Origin of the sequence: Actinomycetospora soli, from assembly GCF_021026295.1 — a bacterium.
Lineage (GTDB): Bacteria > Actinomycetota > Actinomycetes > Mycobacteriales > Pseudonocardiaceae > Actinomycetospora > Actinomycetospora soli.
Genome location: NZ_JAJNDA010000006.1, coordinates 1 through 17,494 on the forward strand (window position 1 = coordinate 1; position 17,494 = coordinate 17,494).

Annotated in this window: 15 protein-coding genes; 4 read left to right on the top strand and 11 right to left on the bottom strand. The window is 76.0% G+C overall.

Going from position 1 to position 17,494, the window contains the following annotated elements; all coding sequences use genetic code 11:
- Positions 1-81 precede the first annotated feature (81 nt).
- The 3 genes from LN037_RS33520 to LN037_RS11125 all read left to right on the top strand — a co-directional run bounded on the left by LN037_RS33520 (position 82) and on the right by LN037_RS11125 (position 2,993).
- Positions 82-987 carry a type IV toxin-antitoxin system AbiEi family antitoxin domain-containing protein gene (locus LN037_RS33520; protein ID WP_230752221.1) on the top strand — a complete coding sequence of 302 codons (906 nt, stop codon included), beginning with the start codon at positions 82-84 and terminating at the stop codon, positions 985-987.
- 72 nt (positions 988-1,059) lie between these two features.
- Positions 1,060-1,917 carry an LLM class flavin-dependent oxidoreductase gene (locus tag LN037_RS11120; protein ID WP_230752247.1) on the top strand — a complete coding sequence of 286 codons (858 nt, stop codon included), beginning with the start codon at positions 1,060-1,062 and terminating at the stop codon, positions 1,915-1,917.
- Between the two features lie 77 nt (positions 1,918-1,994).
- On the top strand, positions 1,995-2,993 hold the full coding sequence (locus LN037_RS11125) for a beta-ketoacyl-ACP synthase 3 (protein ID WP_230752250.1): 999 nt from the start codon (positions 1,995-1,997) through the stop codon (positions 2,991-2,993).
- A 9-nt stretch (positions 2,994-3,002) separates the two neighbouring features.
- On the opposite strand, the gene LN037_RS11130 is transcribed toward LN037_RS11125, so the two are convergent.
- Genes LN037_RS11130 through LN037_RS11180 form a run of 11 tightly spaced genes read right to left on the bottom strand, consistent with a single transcriptional unit; the run spans position 3,003 to position 15,452 of the window.
- Complete coding sequence (locus LN037_RS11130; RefSeq protein WP_230752253.1) at positions 3,003-4,634, bottom strand: glycosyltransferase family 4 protein; 1,632 nt, start codon at positions 4,632-4,634, stop codon at positions 3,003-3,005.
- Between the two features lie 2 nt (positions 4,635-4,636).
- The gene (locus LN037_RS11135; protein ID WP_230752255.1) at positions 4,637-5,347 is read right to left on the bottom strand and encodes a hypothetical protein; all 711 of its coding nucleotides are present in this window, start codon (positions 5,345-5,347) and stop codon (positions 4,637-4,639) included.
- On the bottom strand, positions 5,344-6,624 hold the full coding sequence (locus LN037_RS11140; RefSeq protein ID WP_230752257.1) for an MATE family efflux transporter: 1,281 nt from the start codon (positions 6,622-6,624) through the stop codon (positions 5,344-5,346). Before LN037_RS11140 ends, LN037_RS11135 begins: the two co-directional genes overlap by 4 nt.
- Entirely contained in the window at positions 6,621-7,355 is a 735-nt protein-coding gene (locus LN037_RS11145) for an acyltransferase (RefSeq protein ID WP_230752259.1), read from the bottom strand. The genes LN037_RS11140 and LN037_RS11145 overlap by 4 nt, the downstream gene beginning before the upstream one ends.
- Positions 7,352-8,113: a class I SAM-dependent methyltransferase gene (locus LN037_RS11150; RefSeq protein WP_230752272.1), complete on the bottom strand. Its 762-nt coding sequence runs from the start codon at positions 8,111-8,113 to the stop codon at positions 7,352-7,354. The genes LN037_RS11145 and LN037_RS11150 overlap by 4 nt, the downstream gene beginning before the upstream one ends.
- Positions 8,110-9,729 carry a tyrosine-protein kinase domain-containing protein gene (locus LN037_RS33525; protein WP_230752280.1) on the bottom strand — a complete coding sequence of 540 codons (1,620 nt, stop codon included), beginning with the start codon at positions 9,727-9,729 and terminating at the stop codon, positions 8,110-8,112. Before LN037_RS33525 ends, LN037_RS11150 begins: the two co-directional genes overlap by 4 nt.
- Positions 9,730-9,768: 39 nt before the next feature.
- Positions 9,769-10,479, bottom strand: coding sequence for an acyltransferase (locus LN037_RS11160; protein ID WP_230752282.1), 711 nt, complete (start codon positions 10,477-10,479; stop codon positions 9,769-9,771).
- Positions 10,476-12,008 (bottom strand): hypothetical protein, encoded by a 1,533-nt coding sequence (locus LN037_RS11165; protein WP_230752288.1) that lies wholly within the window; start codon positions 12,006-12,008, stop codon positions 10,476-10,478. The genes LN037_RS11160 and LN037_RS11165 overlap by 4 nt, the downstream gene beginning before the upstream one ends.
- A complete protein-coding gene (locus LN037_RS11170) occupies positions 12,005-12,604 on the bottom strand; it encodes an LbetaH domain-containing protein (RefSeq protein ID WP_230752290.1) in 600 nt (199 codons plus the stop codon). Before LN037_RS11170 ends, LN037_RS11165 begins: the two co-directional genes overlap by 4 nt.
- Positions 12,601-13,920, bottom strand: coding sequence for a glycosyltransferase (locus LN037_RS11175; RefSeq protein ID WP_230752292.1), 1,320 nt, complete (start codon positions 13,918-13,920; stop codon positions 12,601-12,603). Before LN037_RS11175 ends, LN037_RS11170 begins: the two co-directional genes overlap by 4 nt.
- Positions 13,921-13,943: 23 nt before the next feature.
- The gene (locus LN037_RS11180) at positions 13,944-15,452 is read right to left on the bottom strand and encodes a sugar transferase (RefSeq protein WP_230752294.1); all 1,509 of its coding nucleotides are present in this window, start codon (positions 15,450-15,452) and stop codon (positions 13,944-13,946) included.
- 406 nt (positions 15,453-15,858) lie between these two features.
- On the opposite strand from LN037_RS11180, the gene LN037_RS11185 reads away from it, so the two are divergent.
- Positions 15,859-17,484 carry a pectate lyase family protein gene (locus tag LN037_RS11185; RefSeq protein ID WP_230752296.1) on the top strand — a complete coding sequence of 542 codons (1,626 nt, stop codon included), beginning with the start codon at positions 15,859-15,861 and terminating at the stop codon, positions 17,482-17,484.
- The last annotated feature ends 10 nt before the right edge of the window (positions 17,485-17,494 follow it).

Sequence of the window (17,494 nt, forward strand, 5' to 3'; positions counted from 1 at the left end):
GTTGTGCGTCAGCGATGACGCACATCGCCGCACTCGGAGATCCGATGGATCCGTGGAGGCCCCGGCAGAGTCAGAACCCGTGTGAGCATCGACGAGCGCCGACTCAACGACACCGTGCGCCGCCAGGACGGCGCCATCACTCTCGCGCAGGCCCTGGACTGCGGGTACAGCCACACGACGGTCCGCCGTCGCGTGGCCGCCGGCGAATGGACCCGCGTGGCCCCGCGGGTCTACCTGGTCGGGTCGCACCGGCTGACCCCGACCGTGCGGGTCCGCGCCGCCCTGCTGTCGATCGGGGACCACGCCGTGCTGGCCGGGCCCGCCGCGGCCTGGTGGCACGGGCTGATCGACGAGTGCCCGGCCGTGATCGACGTCGCCGTCGACCCGCAGCACCAGCACCGTCCGCGGCCGGGCGTCCGGATCGAGCGCCGCCACGTCCCGCGCGCCGCGAGCGATACGCGGCGCGGGCTCCGGGTGACCACCGTGCCGCACACCGTCCTCGACGCGGCGGCCGCCCTGGGCCTGGAGGAGGGCGCCCGCCTGATGGACCGGGCGCTGCAGCAGGGGCGGGTGGCACTGCCGATCCTGGAGCGTCTCCAGGAGGGTCGATCGCGACGACGGGGCACGCCGGTCGTCGTCCGGCTCCTCGCCCTCGCGGCGGGCGGAGCGGTGTCCGAGGCGGAGCGGCGCGCCCATGCCGCCATGACCGGGGCGGGGCTGGTCGGCTGGATCGCGAACCTCGCCCTGGACCTGCCCGGCTACGGGAGCGTGGTCGCCGACGTCGCGTTCCGGCGGGAGAAGGTGATCGTCGAGATCGACGGCTGGGCCTTCCACCGGGACCTCCGCGCCTTCCTGCGCGACGCCCGGCGGCAGAACGCCCTGACCGCCGCCGGCTGGATCGTCGTCCGGACGAACTGGCACGAGCTCGTCGGCTCGCCGGCGGAGTTCCTCGACGCCCTGCGGGAGATCCTGGCCGCCCGCGCGTGAGCGAGTGCGGCGATGTGCGTCAGCGATGACGCACTACGCCGCACTCGCGGGTCCGCCTCTAGGGTCGGCCCCGTGCAGCTCGGACTGATGCTGGCCACCACCGACGACCCGGCCGGGACCGCGAGGTGGGGCGAGGACGCCGGGTTCGACCTGGTCGCGAGCGGCGAACACGTGCTGTTCGGCAGCCCGACGTCGAACGCGTTCGTCTCCCTCGCCGCCGCGGCGGCGGTGACCACCCGGGTGCGGCTGCTGTCCGCGGTGACGCTGCTGCCGCTGTATCCCGCGGCGCTCGCCGCGAAGCTGGCGGTGTCGGTGGACCGGGTGTCGAGCGGCCGGTTCGAGCTCGGCGTCGGGGTGGGCGGCGAGTACCCCGCCGAGTTCGAGGCGGTCGGCGTGCCGGTCAGCTCGCGGGGCCGGCGCACCGACGAGGCGCTCCCGGCCGTGCGTGCCTACCTGCGGGGCGAGGCCGTCGCGGGGCACGCGATGGACCCGCCCCCGGTGCGGCCGGTCCCGATCTGGATCGGCGGCCGGTCGGAGGCGTCGATGCGCCGCGCGGGACGGGCCGGCGACGTGTGGATGCCGTACCTGTGCAGCCCCGACCGGGTCGCCCGCGGTCTCCGCGTGGTGAACGACGTGGCCGCCGAGCAGGGCCGGGGACCGGTCGCCGGCGGGGTGCTGGCGTGGTCGGCGGTGGCGGACACGCGCGCGGAGGCGCGCGAGCTCGCCGTCCGGCGACTGCGTGAGATCTACGGGCAGGACATGGACCGCATCGTCGACGCCTGCGTGCCGTACGGGACGCCCGACGAGGTGGCCGCGCGGCTCCTGGAGTACGCCGACGCGGGCGCGGAGCAGGTGCTCTACGCGCCGCTGAACCCGGACCGGGAGCTGGGCGCGGCGTTGTGTGACCGGTTGCACCCGCGTACCAGATAGTAGGACTTCCGAGTAACCGAGGGGCCGGGTGACCGTGGGGAGGACGTCCGCCCCCGACCGTCTCGCGAGGCACCCCCTTGGGCTCGATCAGCTCGATCAGCACCGGCCACCCCGCCGCTCTCCTCGGGCTCGGCGCCTACCGTCCGCGTCGGGTGGTCACCAACGAGGAGGTGTGCGAGCACCTCGAGGTCGACGCCGCGTGGGTCCACGCGCGGTCCGGCATCTCGACGCGCCGGATGGCCGGTCCCGACGAGACCGTGGTGGCGATGGCGTCGGCGGCGGCCCGGGACGCCCTCGCGGCCGCCGGGGTCGCGGCGGCGGACGTCGCGGTGACCCTGGTGGCGACGATGTCGTCGGACACGGCGTGCCCCCAGGTCGGCACCCGGGTCGCCGCCGAGATCGGCGCGGTGCACGGGGCCGCGATGGACCTCGGGGCGGCGTGCGCGGGCTTCTGCTACGCCCTCGAGGTGGCCGCGTCGCTGGTCGCCGCGGGGCACGGGGCGGTGCTCGTCGTGGGCGTCGAGCGGATGAGCGACATCGTCGAGCCGACCGACCGGTCCACCGCGTTCCTGTTCGGCGACGGTGCGGGCGCGGTGGTGCTCGGTCCGTCGTCCGAGCCCGGGATCGGGCCGGCGGCGTGGGGCGCGGACGGGACGCAGGCCGACCTCATCGTGCAGTCGCCGACGTGGGCGCAGGCCCGCCAGAGCGAGGAGCGCCCGGCGCTGCGCATGCAGGGCCCCGCGGTGTTCCGCTGGGCGACCTCGCGGATGGTGCCGCTGGTGTTCGAGGCCCTGGAGAAGGCGGGGTGCAAGCCCGAGCAGCTGGACGCGTTCGTGCCGCACCAGGCCAACGCCCGCATCACCGACGGCCTGGTCAAGGCGCTCGCGCTGCCCGACCACGTCGCCGTGGCCCGCGACGTCGCCGTCACCGGTAACACCTCCGCGGCCTCGGTGCCGCTGGCGATGCACGAGCTCCTGACGACGGGTCGGGCCCGCCCCGGCGACCTCGCGCTGCTGTGCGGGTTCGGGGCGGGCCTGACGTTCGCCTCCCAGGTGTGCGTGCTGCCGCGCACCTGACGGCCGGGCTCAGCCCTCGACCAGCTCCCCGGCCACCCGCGACGCGCGCTGCGTGGGCACGGCGGGCGCGGTGGACGCGGTGGACGCGGTGCGCGTCGGACGCGGCGTCGTGGTCGGCAGGACCGCCACCACCGCCCCGGGCGCGACCGCGAGGACCCGGGCGCGCTCGGCCTCGTCCTCCACGCGGACGGCACGGGCGGCCCGCAACGCGGGGCGGGTGAGGAGGAGGTCGAGCGCGGCGGCCCGACCGCTCCGCGGCACGCCCAGCCCGTGCGGCTGCAGGACGAAGGCCCGCCCGCACACCCGGGACACGAGCGCCGCGGACGCGGCGGCGGTGCCGCTCGTGACGTGCACGTGGACGAGGTCGAAGCCGCGCACGTGGCGCAGGAGCCACCGCATCGTCGCGAACGGGCCCGTGCCCGGTGCCGCGACGGTGGGCCGGTCCGCCCAGTCCGCGCCCGGGGTCCCCGTCGCCAGGGTGTGGATGGACGCGTCGGAGGCCCCGACGTAGCTGCGCGCCACCGCGAGGGCGGCCGCGGCCTCCCGCGTCGAGACGTCGAACGACGGCACCACCTGGAGGACCGCCATCTCCCGGACCGTCGGCTCGAGGACGAGCGCCACCGGGTCGGCGTCGGCGCACCGCGCGGCGAAGAGCGCCCGGGCCCGGGCCGCGGCGTCGGCGCGCCACGACGGACCGGTGCGCAGCGACGTGACGCGGTCGGCGATCCCCTCGGGTTCCGGGTCCGCGACGAGCCAGTCGGCGGGGAGCAGCTCGGGCAGGGCCCCGCGCCCGGTCGCGACGACCGGGACCCCGCGGGAGAGGGCCTCGAGCACGACGAGCGGCTCGGCCTCGTTGACGTAGCTCGACGGGAACAGGAAGACGTCGGCCCCGTCGAGGGCCTCGTTCACCTCGTCGGTGGAGCAGGGCCCGAGCCACCGGACGGCCTCACCCGCCGCCGCGATCGCGGCCGCCGTCTCCTCGTCGCCGCACGGGCCGACCAGGGTCAGCGTCGCGTCCACGCCCCGCCGGCGCAGGGCCGCGCAGGTCGCGACGGCGGCCACCGACCCCTTGCTCACCGAGAGGTTGCTGACGTGCACGAGCGCGAGGCCGTGCCGCGCCGCGACGGGGCGGACCGGACCCGGGTCGACGACGTGCGCGTTGCTCACCACGCGGTGGTCGGCGCGCGAGGCGTACCGGTCGAGGAACGCGGACCGCATGCTGGCGGAGAGGAACAGGTGCCGGTCCCGTCGCCCGAGCAGCGCGGTGATCAGCACCATCGGCACCGCGCGCGCGGTGATGTAGGCGTAGGAGTGGTGGTGGGCGACGAGTCGCAGGCCGCGGGCCCGGGCCAGCGCGAGCACCGGCAGCTGGTACCAGAGCCCGAACCCGCCGAAGAGCGAGACGTAGACGACCGCGCCCGCGGGCAGCCCGAGGACGACGCCGAGCGCGCGGAGGTGCGCCCGGGCCCGGGAGACGACGTGCCCGAGCCCCGCGCCCTTCCCCGCGACGTCGACCACGCGCACGTCGTCGATCCGCTCGCGCACGCGCTCGAGCAGCCGGGCCGTCACCAGGCTCGCCCCGTGCACGGGCGGCGGGAGCGGCCCGATCCAGGCCGCGGTCGAGCTCCCGGTCGCGCTCATCGTCACCCTGCCCAACTGCGCACGAGGCGCACGTCGGCCGCTCCCGCGGCGTCCTTGTAGAACTCCCAGCACGCGAACCGGCCGCCGAGCGTGGCGATCCGCGGGTCGCTCACCGCGGTCGTCGTGCCGTCGGGCAGGGACAGCGAGGCCGTCGACCCGGTGACGACGACCTCCGCCGCGTATGACGTCCCGTCCGGGTGGAGCGGGCTCGCGTGCACGCCGCGCGCGAGCACCGTCAGGCGCGTGGGGTCCTCGATCAGCCCGTAGATCCAGCGCTCGGGGGTGATCACGAAGTGGCAGCGGGTGCGCGGCGCCGGGCCCTCGAGCGGGATGCCGGTGAAGGTGGCGAGGCACAGCGACCCGGCCTCGGAGCCGGGCCCGACGGCGAAGGTGGCGCCGATCCGCACCACGTCGGCGCCCGCGTCCGCGAGCACGTAGGTGGCGGCGTGCGCGTCCGGCAGGCCCGCCTCGAGGCCGCCGTTCCGGACGACGGGTGGGGGCGCGTCGTGCGACACCACGCGGAACGGGGCGCCCTCGTCGCCGGTCACCGCGCCGGTGCCGTCCGGGCGGCGGGCCCAGTCGGTGGCGAGCCGGACCCCGGCCGACACCGGTCGCAGGGCCGACGCGGACGGGGCACCGCACGCCGCGAGCGCGGCCGGGGCGGCCAGCGCCAGGACCCCGAGGGCGGCGCGGCGCCCGAGGACCGGCGTCATCGGACCGGCTCCGGCACCGGGTCGACCAGCGTCTCCCCCGGCTCCGCGACCGGTGGTCCGGCGGGACGCGGTCGGGCGCGGTGCGCGACGACGGACTGGACGGCGACGACGAGCACGGCGGCGCCGGCCATCCCCCAGGCCAGCCCGAGCACCCCGGCCAGGACCAGACCCGCCGTCGCGCCGGCGACGATCGCGAGGCTCGTGAACACCTGCAACCCGCACAGCAGCCGTCCGCGCCGCATCCCGCGCAGCGCCGCCGCCGCGGGCACCGACAGCCCGAGCACGGCGACCGTCAGCGCGGTCGGCGTGACCAGCGGGGCGGCGTCGAGGTAGCGCGGGAAGAGCAGGCCCATGAGCACGTCCCGCAGCGGGATCGCGGTGCAGATCAGCAGGCCGAGACCCGCCATCGCGACGGTGACCCGGCGGCGCAGGGCCCGGAAGCCCGGCGGCAGGGTGCCGTCGGCGGCGACCGGGAACCGCGCGAACATCGCCGTGGCGAGCACCAGCACGGCCGCCATGAGGGTCGTCGGCGGCTGCAGGACGAGCAGCTGCACCGCGCGCAGACCGGCCATCTCGGTGGTCGAGACGACGAGCCCGGCGAGCAGGAGGACCGCGTAGGTCTGGACCTGGCCGAGGACGGAGACGACGGTGAACCAGCCGGAGAGGTAGGCCCCCTCGCGCAGCCACGCCCCCGGACGGCCGGGCCGCTCGACGCCGACCGCGGCGAGCACGACGACCCCGCCCAGGGCCCCGACGCCCCAGCACGCGGCCAGCGACGCCGGGCTCCACGTCCCCGTCGCCGCGACGACCGCGAGGCCGGCGCCCTGCACCAGTGCCCAGGCGCCGTCCACGGCGAGGGTCGCCCCGGTGCGCAGGCGGGCGAGCAGGACGAAGCGGCCCGCGTCGACGACGATCACGCCGACGATCCAGGGCGCGAACACGAGCAGCGTCGCGAGCACGTCGCCGCCCGCGAGGCCCAGTGCGACGACGAGCACGGTCCCGCCGAGCCCGAACAGCGCCGCCGCGCCGAGCGCGGACCCGGCGAGCCGGCGGCGGCGCCCGACGTCGGCGACCCCGGGCAGGTGCGCGATCAGCGGCTCGGAGAGCACCGCCCGGCTGGCGGCGGCGAGCACCGTGACGACGGCGAAGGCGACGACGAAGGCACCGAAGTCGTGCGGCACGAGCACGAGGGACGCCACGAAGGCGGTGAGGTAGTTCGTGGCCGAGCTGACCACCTGGTCGGCGACCCCGAGCGCGGCACGGCGGGAACCGATCACAGGATGTCCACCTGGTCCCGCACGAAGAACGCGGACGCCGGGTCGGTCGGGCGCAGCGGCCGGACCGGGACGCCGCCGTAGAGGGCGGGCTCGGCGGGCAGGGAGCGGGCGACGACGCCGCCGGCCGCCACCAGCGAGGCGCCCGGCACCCGGCTGCCGGGCAGCAGGACCGACCGGCTCATCACCAGCGAGTGGTCCCCCACCGTCACGGGGCGGGCGTCCTGGCGCACGGTGTCGAAGTCGACCGAGTGCGTCTGCACGAGCGAACCGAAGCCCGCGAGCGTCGCCCACGGCTCGAACTCGACCCGGGCCGAGGCGTCGACGACGTGCATCGTCGTGATGAGGGCGGCGCGGCGCAGGATCAGCGACGGCGAGCGCTCGACCCCCTCGTAGAACCCGGTGCCGCGCCGGACGCCGTTGACGAGGTTCAGCATCCCCATCTTCGCGTCGCGCTCCAGGACGACGAGCTCGCAGCCGCGGATCACGTTGCCGGCCGAGATGACCGCGCCCTCCTCCATGACGAGGCGGTCGACGTCGACGAGGGCCCGCCCGAGGTGGGCGCGCGGGTGGATGTCGTGGCCGAGCAGGCGCACCGCGAGCACGCGGCGGGCGCGGTCGGGTGCGAGGACGGCCAGCAGCGCGACGAGCAGGCGCAGGCGGCGGTTCCGCAGGTGGCGGCGGGGGCAGGGACCGATCGCGTCGACGTCGAGCGGCCGGTGGTCGTCGTTCATCGGACGTCCTTGCGGATGAAGATCATCAGGGTGGAGGCGGCGCGGGAGGGCAGGAGCCGCTGCAGCAGGAGGCCGGCGCGCAGGGCGGCCGGAGAACGGCCGACGTACCCCGGCTCGGCGTCGAACTCGTAGACGCAGTGGGCGTAGCGGGTGGTCGGGAACCAGCGGTGCAGGGCCCGGCGGGAGTTCATCCGGTAGGCGGTCGGGAACGTGTCGACCTCGGCCTTGGCGGGCTGCAGCCGGCGGAGCACGGCGGTGTGCAGCGTGTTCGGGACGAGCCGCGTGGGGACGCCGATCGCACCCCACTTGCGGGGGGTGCGGGCGCACAGCCAGCCGCCGGGGGCGAGCACCCGGTCGATCTCGGCGGCGGTGTGGGCCGGGTTCGCGACGTGCTCGAACGTCCAGTCGCTGACGAGCAGGTCGACCGAGCCCGTCGCCAGGGGGAACGGCCCGTCGGGGTCGATCACGTGGGCCTCGTGCAGGGCCGGGTTGGTGCGCACCGCCGGGTCGACGTCGAGACCGATCAGCCGGGCGCAACGGGGCCCGAGGTCGTGCAGCGACCGGCGGAACGCGCTCGGATCCTCGAGGAACGAGCCGCGGCCCGCACCGAGGTCGACGACGGTCGCGTCGGGCGGGAGGACGGCGTTGACCCGGGACCAGAACTCGACCGACCCGTCCAGGCGGGTGTAGCCGCCGGCGGCCACCTCGGGGAACACGTCCGGGCGGACGTCGGTGGGGCGGGGCACGGACAGCGTCATGACGACCTCTCCTGGACGTGGTGGCGGGGGGCCGGGGCGGGGGCGGCGAGGCGTCCGACGAGGTCGCCGACCGCGACCCCGTGGGCGGGCGTGCGGTGCTGGCCGCCGGTCGCCGGCCGGTGGGCGGGGACGGGGCGGCTCCGGCGGTGGCTCGCGACGGGGCGGGTCCCCGCGGCGGGCGTGGTGGGCGTGGTGGCCGGGGCGGAGGCGGGAGCGGTGGACGCGCTGGGCGCAGTGGGCGCAGTGGGTGCGGCGGGAGCGGCGGGAGCGGTGGTGGCCGCGTGGTAGCGGCCGGTGTACTGGCCCTCGACCGCGCCGGTGACGCCGTTGAACACCACCCCGAGCGGGGTGACGCCCGCCGTGACGAGCTGCTCGTGGGCGCGGCGGACCAGCGGGGCACCGGTCGAGCCGGCGCGGACCACCAGGACGACGGCGTCCGCGCGGCGGGCCAGGGCCAGCCCGTCGGCGACGGGCAGCAGCGGGGGCGCGTCCACGAGGACCACGTCGTAGCGCTCGCGGGCCTCGTCGAGGACCGCGCCCATCCGCTCGGACTCGACCACCTCGTAGGGGTTGCGCGGCAGCGGACCGCTGGCGAGCACGTCGAGCCGCTCGACGGGTCCCGGGCGGACCGCGGCCGCGAGCGGGGCGCGGCCGGCGAGCACCCCGGAGAGCCCCTCCCCCGCCGGCACGCCGAGGTACCCGGCGGCCCGGGGGCGGCGCAGGTCGGCCTCGACGAGGAGCACCCGGCTCCCGGCGTTCGCCTCGGCCAGGGCGAGGTTGGCCACGAGGGTCGACTTCCCCTCGCCCTCGACGGCGCTGGTGACGGCGAGGACGCGGTCGGTGCCGACGCCGGCGGCCAGGTTGCCGTGCACCGCCCGCAGGCTCTCCGCCAGCGGCGAGGTGGGCCGGTCGCGCAGGACCACCGGTGCGTCCGCGAGGGTCCGGTCGCGCGGCAGGATCCCGAGGAGCGGGCGCGGGACGAGCCTCGCGAGCTCGGCGAGCCCGAGGACGGAGCGGTCCAGCGAGCGGCGGACCACGGCGACCGTGACGCCGACGAGCACGCCGGCGGCGAGGCCCAGGCCGAGGTCGACGAGCGGCTGCGGCGAGACCGGTCCGGGCAGGAGCACGGGCCCCTCGACCACGCGGGCGGACACCGTCGGCGGCTGCGTGCGGTCGGCGGGACGCTCCAGGTCCGCGATCAGGGCCGGGAAGCGCCGGCCGACGGCACCGGCGATCGCCTGGGCCCGCTCGGGCGAGGCGTCGGTGACCCGGGCGACGAGCAGCACCGTGTTCGGCGTGACGCTGGCGGACACCTCGTCGGCGACGTCCTGCGGGTCGTCGGGCAGCCGCAGGTCGGTGACCACCTCCTGGCCGAGGCGGTAGCTCGAGAGCAGCTCGGTGTAGGACTTCACGCGGTCCTGGGAGAGCAGGCTGCCCTGGTAGGCGTCGGCGGAGCTGGTGTTGGACGCGGTGGAGACGTAGAGGGTCACCGTGGCCGCGTAGGTCGCCGGGGTCAGCAGGACGACGACGCCCGCGAGGACGAACCCGACGAGGGCGGCGCCGGTGATCCAGCGCCACTGGGCGGCGAGGAGGGTGAGGTACTCGCGGGCGGTCACCGGGTGGTCCTTTCCGAGGGGTACGGGTGGGGTGGGGGGTCAGAAGGCACCGGCGAGCACCTGCCCCGCGCGGTCGCGCAGCGAGCGGGTGGCACCGACCGACCGGTCGAACCACGCGCCCTCGACGACCCGGCGGTACCGGGCCGGCGTGCCGGTGTAGAGGCCGCTCGCCCCGACCGGGCCGCGGCGCAGCAGGGAGCCGGCGGCGAGGACCGACCGGTCCGGGAGGCGGGCACCGGAGAGCACGGTGCACCGGGTCCCGACGAAGCTGTGGTCGCCGATCTCGATCGTCGAGCAGGTCTGCGAGGGGCCGCCGAACTCGACCTCGTGACTCAGCAGCTGGGTGTCGTGCCCCGCGATCGAGGAGTAGGCACCGAGCAGGACCGCACCCGAGCAGTCGATGCTGTGCCGGCTGGTGATCGCTGCGTGCGGCCCCATCCACAGCACGCCGTTCTCGCCCTCGTGCTGGAAGGCCGGGTGGGCGCTGAGGATGTTCCAGGGCCCGATCACCCCGTGGTCGCCCACGGTCAGCTCGGCGATCCCGCGGATGAAGTTGCCGGTGGCGATGACGACGTGCTCGCCCACGGAGAGCCGCAGCAGCGACGGCACCAGGCAGGACCCCAGGGAGGCGCTGCGCGCGACCACGTGTCCGAAGCAGCGCAGCAGGCGGTTCTTGAGGCCCGAGGCGGGCAGCAGCCAGACCAGGGTGTGGAGGCGACGGACGAGCGGACCGCGGACGGGGCGGATCACGGGAGGCTCCCGAGGGGTTCGGGCCGCGCGTGGCGGCCGGTGCGGGGAGAGCGGGAGACGAGCGCCAGCAGGACGAGGAGCGTCACGATGCGCGCCATGGCCTGGAGCAGGGAGCCGCGGACGAGGATGAACTCGTAGCCGGCGATGACGGGGGCGGCGACGGCCACGAGGGGGACGACCGGGGTGCGGACCCCGCGGAGGGCGACGAAGGCGTCGTCGAGCCGGCGGGCCGCGACGCCGCAGAGCGCCAGCAGTCCGCAGGCGCCGACCCAGCCGAAGTCGACGTAGCCCTCGGCCCACAGCGGGGAGTCGAGGTTGCGGTTGGGGAAGCCGATCTCGTCCGCGATGAGGAACGCCGTGTTGTCGGGCTTGTCCGGCCACAGCGAGCGCGGCACCCAGAAGGTGGCCGCACCGAGCAGCTGCCGGCCGGACGTGTGCCCGTGGTGCTCGACGACGCGCAGCGCGACGCCGACGTCGGTGATCGAGGCGTAGTCGGTCTTGCCGAGCACGTAGTCCACCGGCTGGGAGTAGCTCGGGCTCCGGATCCCGTACTGCTTCATCTGCGACTCGGAGACCCGGAAGTGGTCGAGGTAGGGGAAGATGATCAACGAGCTGAGCGTGAACACCGTGACGAAGCCCGCCAGGACCGCGGGCCGGGCGGAGAACCGCCAGCAGAAGAAGAACGCGAGGACGATCGCGAAGGCCCAGTAGCGGGGGTTCGACAGCGGGTTGTTCATCAGGGCGTTGAGCCCGACGAGCGCGGCGCCGAGGGCCCAGACCTCGGCCCGGCGGCGCTGGGCGGGGTCGTCGGCGAGGAGCTTCACCAGGCAGATCAGCGCCACGAAGGGCAGGACGTTGCCGATGACGGCGACCATGCCGCCGGTCGCGTTGGACGCCGAGGAGTAGAGCCCGGACGACGAGAGCTGGTCGAAGACGGCCTGGCGGTCCGAGAGCAGCACCCGGGGCCCGCCGAGCAGGGCGACCAGGACCGGCGCGGTGACCAGCGAGACCACGCCGAGCAGCAGGACCCGTGACGGGTCGAGGACGCGTCCGCGCAGTCGCCCGACCAGCGCCGCGGGCAGGAACCGGTCGTGCCGCGGCCGGACCCGGGAGGCCAGGTCGAAGCAGATCAGCCCGGCGAGCAGCAGCGAGGCCTGCTCGGTCATGAGGGCGGGGCCCAGCGTGAACCCGAGCGGGTTCTCGCCGGCGAGGGTCTGGGTCAGGCCCGCGACCGCCAACCAGGCGTAGGAGAACATCCACAGCCCGAGGACCGCCCAGCGCGGCTCGGCCTCCCACATGAGCGCGCCGAGGCGCAGCGCGCAGTAGACGACCGACACCGCGAACAGGGCGGCCGGCACCCCGGCCGCCACGGGGCCACGCTCGAGGACCGGCGCGACGAAGACCGCCGCCGGGACCGTCAGCAGGATCGTCACCGAGAACAGCGGGAGCAGGAACTGCAGCCCGGTGAGACGCCGCGGCGCCGGTGCGGCGACGTCCGGGGACGGCGCGGGCGGGAGGAGGAGGGTCACCGGACCGCGCCCTCCGCCGCCCCCGGCACGCGGCCGAGGGCCTCTCGGCGCTGCCGCGGCAGCGAGGGGGCCGCCGGGACGATCGCGGCCGCCGGCTCCGCCACGGCGCCCGGGGTGCGGGCGAGGACCGCGCCGGCGGGGACGAGCCCGTCGGCGGGCACGACGACGCCGCGCAGGACGATCGCGCGCAGCGCCACCCACGCCCCGTCCCCGATGACGATGGGGGCGTTGTCGTAGGCGAAGGCGGGGTCGCGCAGCCGGTGGGAGCCGGTGCACAGGACGGCCTCCTGGGAGACGCAGACCTGGTCGCCGAGGGTGATCGGCTCGAGGTTCAGCAGCCAGGCGCCCTCGCCGAGCCAGCAGTGGTCGCCGATCTCGAGCTTCCAGGGCCAGTGCACGCGGACGTCGTTGCGGATGTTCACCCCGCGGCCCACGCGCGCCCCGAAGGCCCGCAGGATCGCCGGGCGCAGGCGCGCCGGGCACCACCAGGCGCGGAAGACGAGGTTCGAGACCGCCCACCACGCGATCCGCCACCCGGTGGAGCGGCCCTTCTCGTGCCCGGCACCGGTGAAGTCCTGCAGTCGCCGCGTGGTCACGACGCCTCCTCGGTGACGAGCGGGCGCACGGGCGCCGGGGCGGGACGGGGATCGGTGACGACGTCGGGTCCGGGTCGGCGGCCGCGCCGGTCGGCGAGGTCGGCCACCCAGCCGACGTAGGCACCGCGCGCGGCGACCGCCGAGAGGGCGTCGCGGGCGAACAGCTGTCCCCGCAGGCCGAGGGTCCCGGCCCTCGCGGGGTCGAGGCCGCAGCGCAGCACCGCGCCCAGGAGTTCCTCGGGCACGCCCGGGTCGACCCGCACGCCGCCACCCGAGGCCTCGATCTCGGCGCTCGCCGCGCTGCGGGCGCTCGTGGCCGCCGCGACGGGTCGGCCGGCGGCGAAGTAGGAGGTGAGCTTCGAGGGGACGCACATCTCCTCGACGCCCGGCTTCTCGTTGAGGACGAGGACGTCGGCGGCGGCCATGGCGAGCTCGAAGTCGGCACTGGGCAGCGGGTCGAGGAACTGCAGGCTCGCGACCCCGTCGCCGTAGGTCTCGAGGGCGGCCCGCCGGGAGCCGGTGCCGAGCAGGACGAAGCGGACCGTCGCGCCGGTGGCGTCGGCCAGGCGGGCCGCCTCGACGATGTTCTCCAGCCCCTGCTTCGCGCCCATGTTCCCGGCGTGCAGGGCCACCACCTCGTCGTCGCGCCAGCCGAGCCGGTGGCGCAGCGCGAGCAGGTCCGCACCGCCGGCCCGGACCGCACGGACGTGGCTCCAGTTGCGGATGGTCGTGATGCGCCGGTCGTCGACCCCGAGCTCGCCCAGGGAGCGCCGGAAGCTCTCGTGGATCGCGACGACGCCGTCGGCCCGCGTCAGCAGGGCCCGCTCCAGCGCGGCGACGACGCGCGTGCCCCGCCCGCCGAGGGCGCCGGTCTCGGCGACCGCCCGGCCGTAGAGGTCCTGCGTGACGACGCCGACCGCGGTCCGGCCCGGCGACCGCCAGCGCAGCGCCGCGACCACCGTGAGCAGGGCGGGGCTGACGGCGAGCACGACGTCGGGCCGCGCGCCGCGGTGCGCCCGCGCCGCGCCGGCCGCGAAGGCGGCCTCCATGCGGACGCGGTCGGTGCCGGTGGGGTCGGCGGGGACGGGGTGCGCGATCCGGGTGAGGCGGACGTCGCCATCGCGCTCGTGCAGCACGCCGCGGGCGCGCCGGTAGCCCGCGGCCACCTCCCAGTGCGGGTAGTGCGGGAGCCCGGTGACGACGTGGACGTCGTGCCCCGCCTCGGCGAGGAAGCGGGCCATCCCGGTGGTGTAGGGCGCGATGCCGGTCGGCTCCGGGGCGTAGTTCAGGCCCAGGATCAGGACGGAGAGACTCATGACGGGGGCTCCCGGGTGGTCGGTCAGTAGGCGCCGCGGCCGGTGAGGACGGCCGTCACGGTGCGGGCGAGGATGTGGAGGTCGAGTCCGGGCGACCAGTTCTCGACGTAACGCAGGTCGAGGCGCACGGTCTCCTCCCAGGAGAGGTCCGAGCGGCCGCTGACCTGCCAGAGCCCCGTCATGCCGGGACGGACGAGCAGGCGCCGCCGCGCGTCGTCGGCGTACTCGACGACCTCGGCCGGCAGCGGCGGCCGCGGCCCGACCAGCGACATCGAGCCCCCGAGGACGTTCAGCAGCTGGGGCAGCTCGTCGATCGAGTACCGGCGCAGCACCGCGCCAACGCGGGTGACGCGGGGGTCGCGCCGCATCTTGAACAGCGGGCCGTCCCGGAGGTCGGAGCGCAGCGCGCCCCGGGCGGCCTCGGCGTCCACCGCCATCGAGCGGAACTTGACCATGCGGAACGGGCGCCCACGCCGGCCGACGCGCTCCTGGCGGAAGAACACCGGGCCGCGGTCGTCGAGCCGGACGGCGATCGCGACGCCCAGCAGCACCGGCGCCAGGGCGAGGAGCGCGACGGCCGCGACGAGGCGGTCGAGCAGCGCCTTCGAGACCCGGGCGGCGCCCCGGAAGGTGGGCTGGGTCAGCCGGATCATCGGCTGGCCGTCCACCGGGGTCACGTGCAGGCGGGGTCCGGCGATCTCCATGAGCCCCGGGTCGACGACGAGGTCGAGGTCGGTGCCCTCGAGGTCCCAGGCGAGCCGGTGCAGGCGCTGGCCGCTCCAGCCCGGCGCCGTGCCGACGGCGACGACCTCCGCCCCGACGCGGTGCACCTGCTCGGCGACCGTGTCGAGGCCCCCGACGACGGGCACGCCGGCGCACGTCCCGACCCCGGCCGGGGTGCAGGCCGCCACGACGGTCCACCCGTGCTCGGGCGCCCGCCGGGTCCGGGTCACGAGGGCCTCGACCGACTCCTCCGACCCGACGGCGAGGACCCCGGTCAGGCCGATCCCCCGCCGCCGACGCCCGTGCAGCACGGCGCGGCCCAGACCGCGGACCGCCAGCACCGCGAGCACCGCCGCGGGGAGGACGAACAGCGTCCAGTGGCGCAGGCGGTCGTCGTGCAGGGCCACCTCGCACAGCGCGAGCACGAGGAGCGCGCCGGTGCCCGCCTGGAGCACGCGGGTGTACTCGAACCCGCCCGAGCAGACCACCAGCGGGTGCCAGCAGCGGCGGACCGCCAGGGCCGCACCGACGAGCACGACCAGCCCGCCCACCAGCGCGGCGCTCACGGCCGGACCGGGCGCGGCCGGTGCGAGCGCCGCGCCCAGGACCCCGACCACCGCCACGACGAGGAGGTCGGCGACGAGGATCCGCCGCGCCCACCCCCGGCGCACGCGCCGGACGGCGTCGATGCCGGCCCGTCCGGTCGTCCCCGTGAGCGGGTCCCGGCCCGGGACCACCGCGTCGCGGGCCGCACCCGTCGTCGGGAACGCCCCCGACGCCGGCCGGACCCGGTCGCTCGTGCTGGTCACCGACACCCACCTCGTTTCGTCAACCCGTGTTGCGCCGTTCGAGGAGCGTCATCGACTGATCGGCGGCAGTCGCTACAGCGATCGGAGCAGTCGACCGGGGGTCCGACCCTGGTGACGCTCGGTGATGAGCGTCGGAAAACGTGGTCGCGGAGCGGGTCGGGCGGTCATGACGCGCGGGGGCCCGGCGCCTGTCGCGGAAGCCGCCGGGTTCACCCGATAGGGGTGCTCGCGACGGGGCACTAGCGCGAACGCCGGGCGTGATGTTGTGCGCGATGCGATGGCGCATGTTCACCCGGCGGGGTGACCGCGATCCGTCGGAATTCCGCATGCGGAGCGCGCCGCACCTTCAGGTGAAGCGCCCTCCGACCGGTGTCGCTCAGACGGGTGCGCGGGCTACTCAGGCTCCATGGGAACCGGACCGAGCCGTCGCGAGCTGCTCCGCGCCACCGCGGCGCTGGTCGGCGTCGGACTGGTCGCGGGTGCCCGCCCCGCCCGGGCCGCGACGCTCCCGGCGCCCCCGTCCGGGTTCAGCGCGAGCACCCCGACGACCACCACGGCCGCGCGTGCGGCGGGCTACGCGGTCGTCACCGACTTCGGGGCGGTCGGCGACGGCGGGTCCCGCCCGCTCTCGACCCGGTACGCCACGCTCGCCGACGCCCAGCGCGCCTTCCCCTCCGCGCGGAGCCTGTCCGACGAGCTCGACGGCGTCGCGATCCAGAAGGCCACCGACTCCGGGCGGGCCGGCGTCTTCTACCCCGCCGGGACCTACCTGCACTCGCAGGCGATCGTGGTGCGCGACCACCAGCGGCACCTGGGCGCGGGCGCCGCGGGCGTCTCCCCCACCGCGGTCCTGCGCAACACGCGGACCCGGACCACCGACTACGACTTCGCGCAGGCGCACAGCTTCCAGATCGGCGACATCCACCCGGCCGCCTTCGCCACCGGCCGGGCCGGGATCTCCTGGGCGACACGTCCGCTCGCCCCGATCACGGCGGGCGCGCGGTCGGTCCGCCTGACCCGGCCGATGGGCACGGTCCCGCTGCGGGTCGGCGACGTCGTCATGGTCCGCTGCGACAACGACCCGATGGTCAACCGCGAGGCCGTCGTCTACGACGCGCAGCAGTGGAACCGGGTCTCGTCCTACAACGCCACCACCGGCGTCGTCGGGCTGGAGCTTCCCGTGCCGTGGACGATCGTGGCGTCCTCCGCGGACCCGACCGTGCTCGACGGCCCCACCCTCTGCGTCAACGACGGCGCCGACTACTTCATGCGCTGCCCGTGGTCGCTCTGCCAGGACATCGAGGTCGGCCGCCTGTGGCTGGACTCCGCCGGGTTCACCGCCCGCAACGGCGTCTGGCGTGGCTGGTTCCACGACCTCGTCGTCGTCGGGGAGAACATGCTCGGGTTCAACGCCCTCGTCCTGTCGACGATCGAGCGGGTCAACGGCCGGTTCAGCTCGCGGATGATCGAGCTGAAGCACTCCGCGCACACCAGCATCGTGCGGGAGGTGTCGGGCTCCTGGGCGCCGCCGACGCCGGGCACGGCCGGCGTGGACGCCGACGCGATCGACATCGGCGAGCAGAGCTACGGCCTGACCCTGACCGGGATCCAGGTGACGATCGCGCCGGAGGACACCGCGAACCGGCGCGCCCTCAACATCAGTACCGGGCAGGTCAGCTTCACGGGCGCGCTGACACACCGGGGCACGGGACCGCAGCAGGCCGTCTGGGCGATCGTCGACTCGCAGGCGCCCGCGAATCCACCCCGTGACCTCTCGCTCGCGCTGCTCGTGCGCACCCGTCCGGGGATGTACGCCTACGGCGTCGTCGGGTGGCCCGACCCGCGGCCCTCCTCGCCGGTCGGGGTCACGCTCGACCTCGACCAGGCGTCGTCGGGGACACCGGCCGGGCAGGCCTTCCACGTCGCGACCGGACGGAACGTGAAGGTCACGCGGATCGTCGGGGACCGGACCACCGCGTCCTGGTCGCCGCCCGGGCAGGCGCCGACGGGCTGCGCGAGCGTCCAGGTCTGAGGGTCACCCA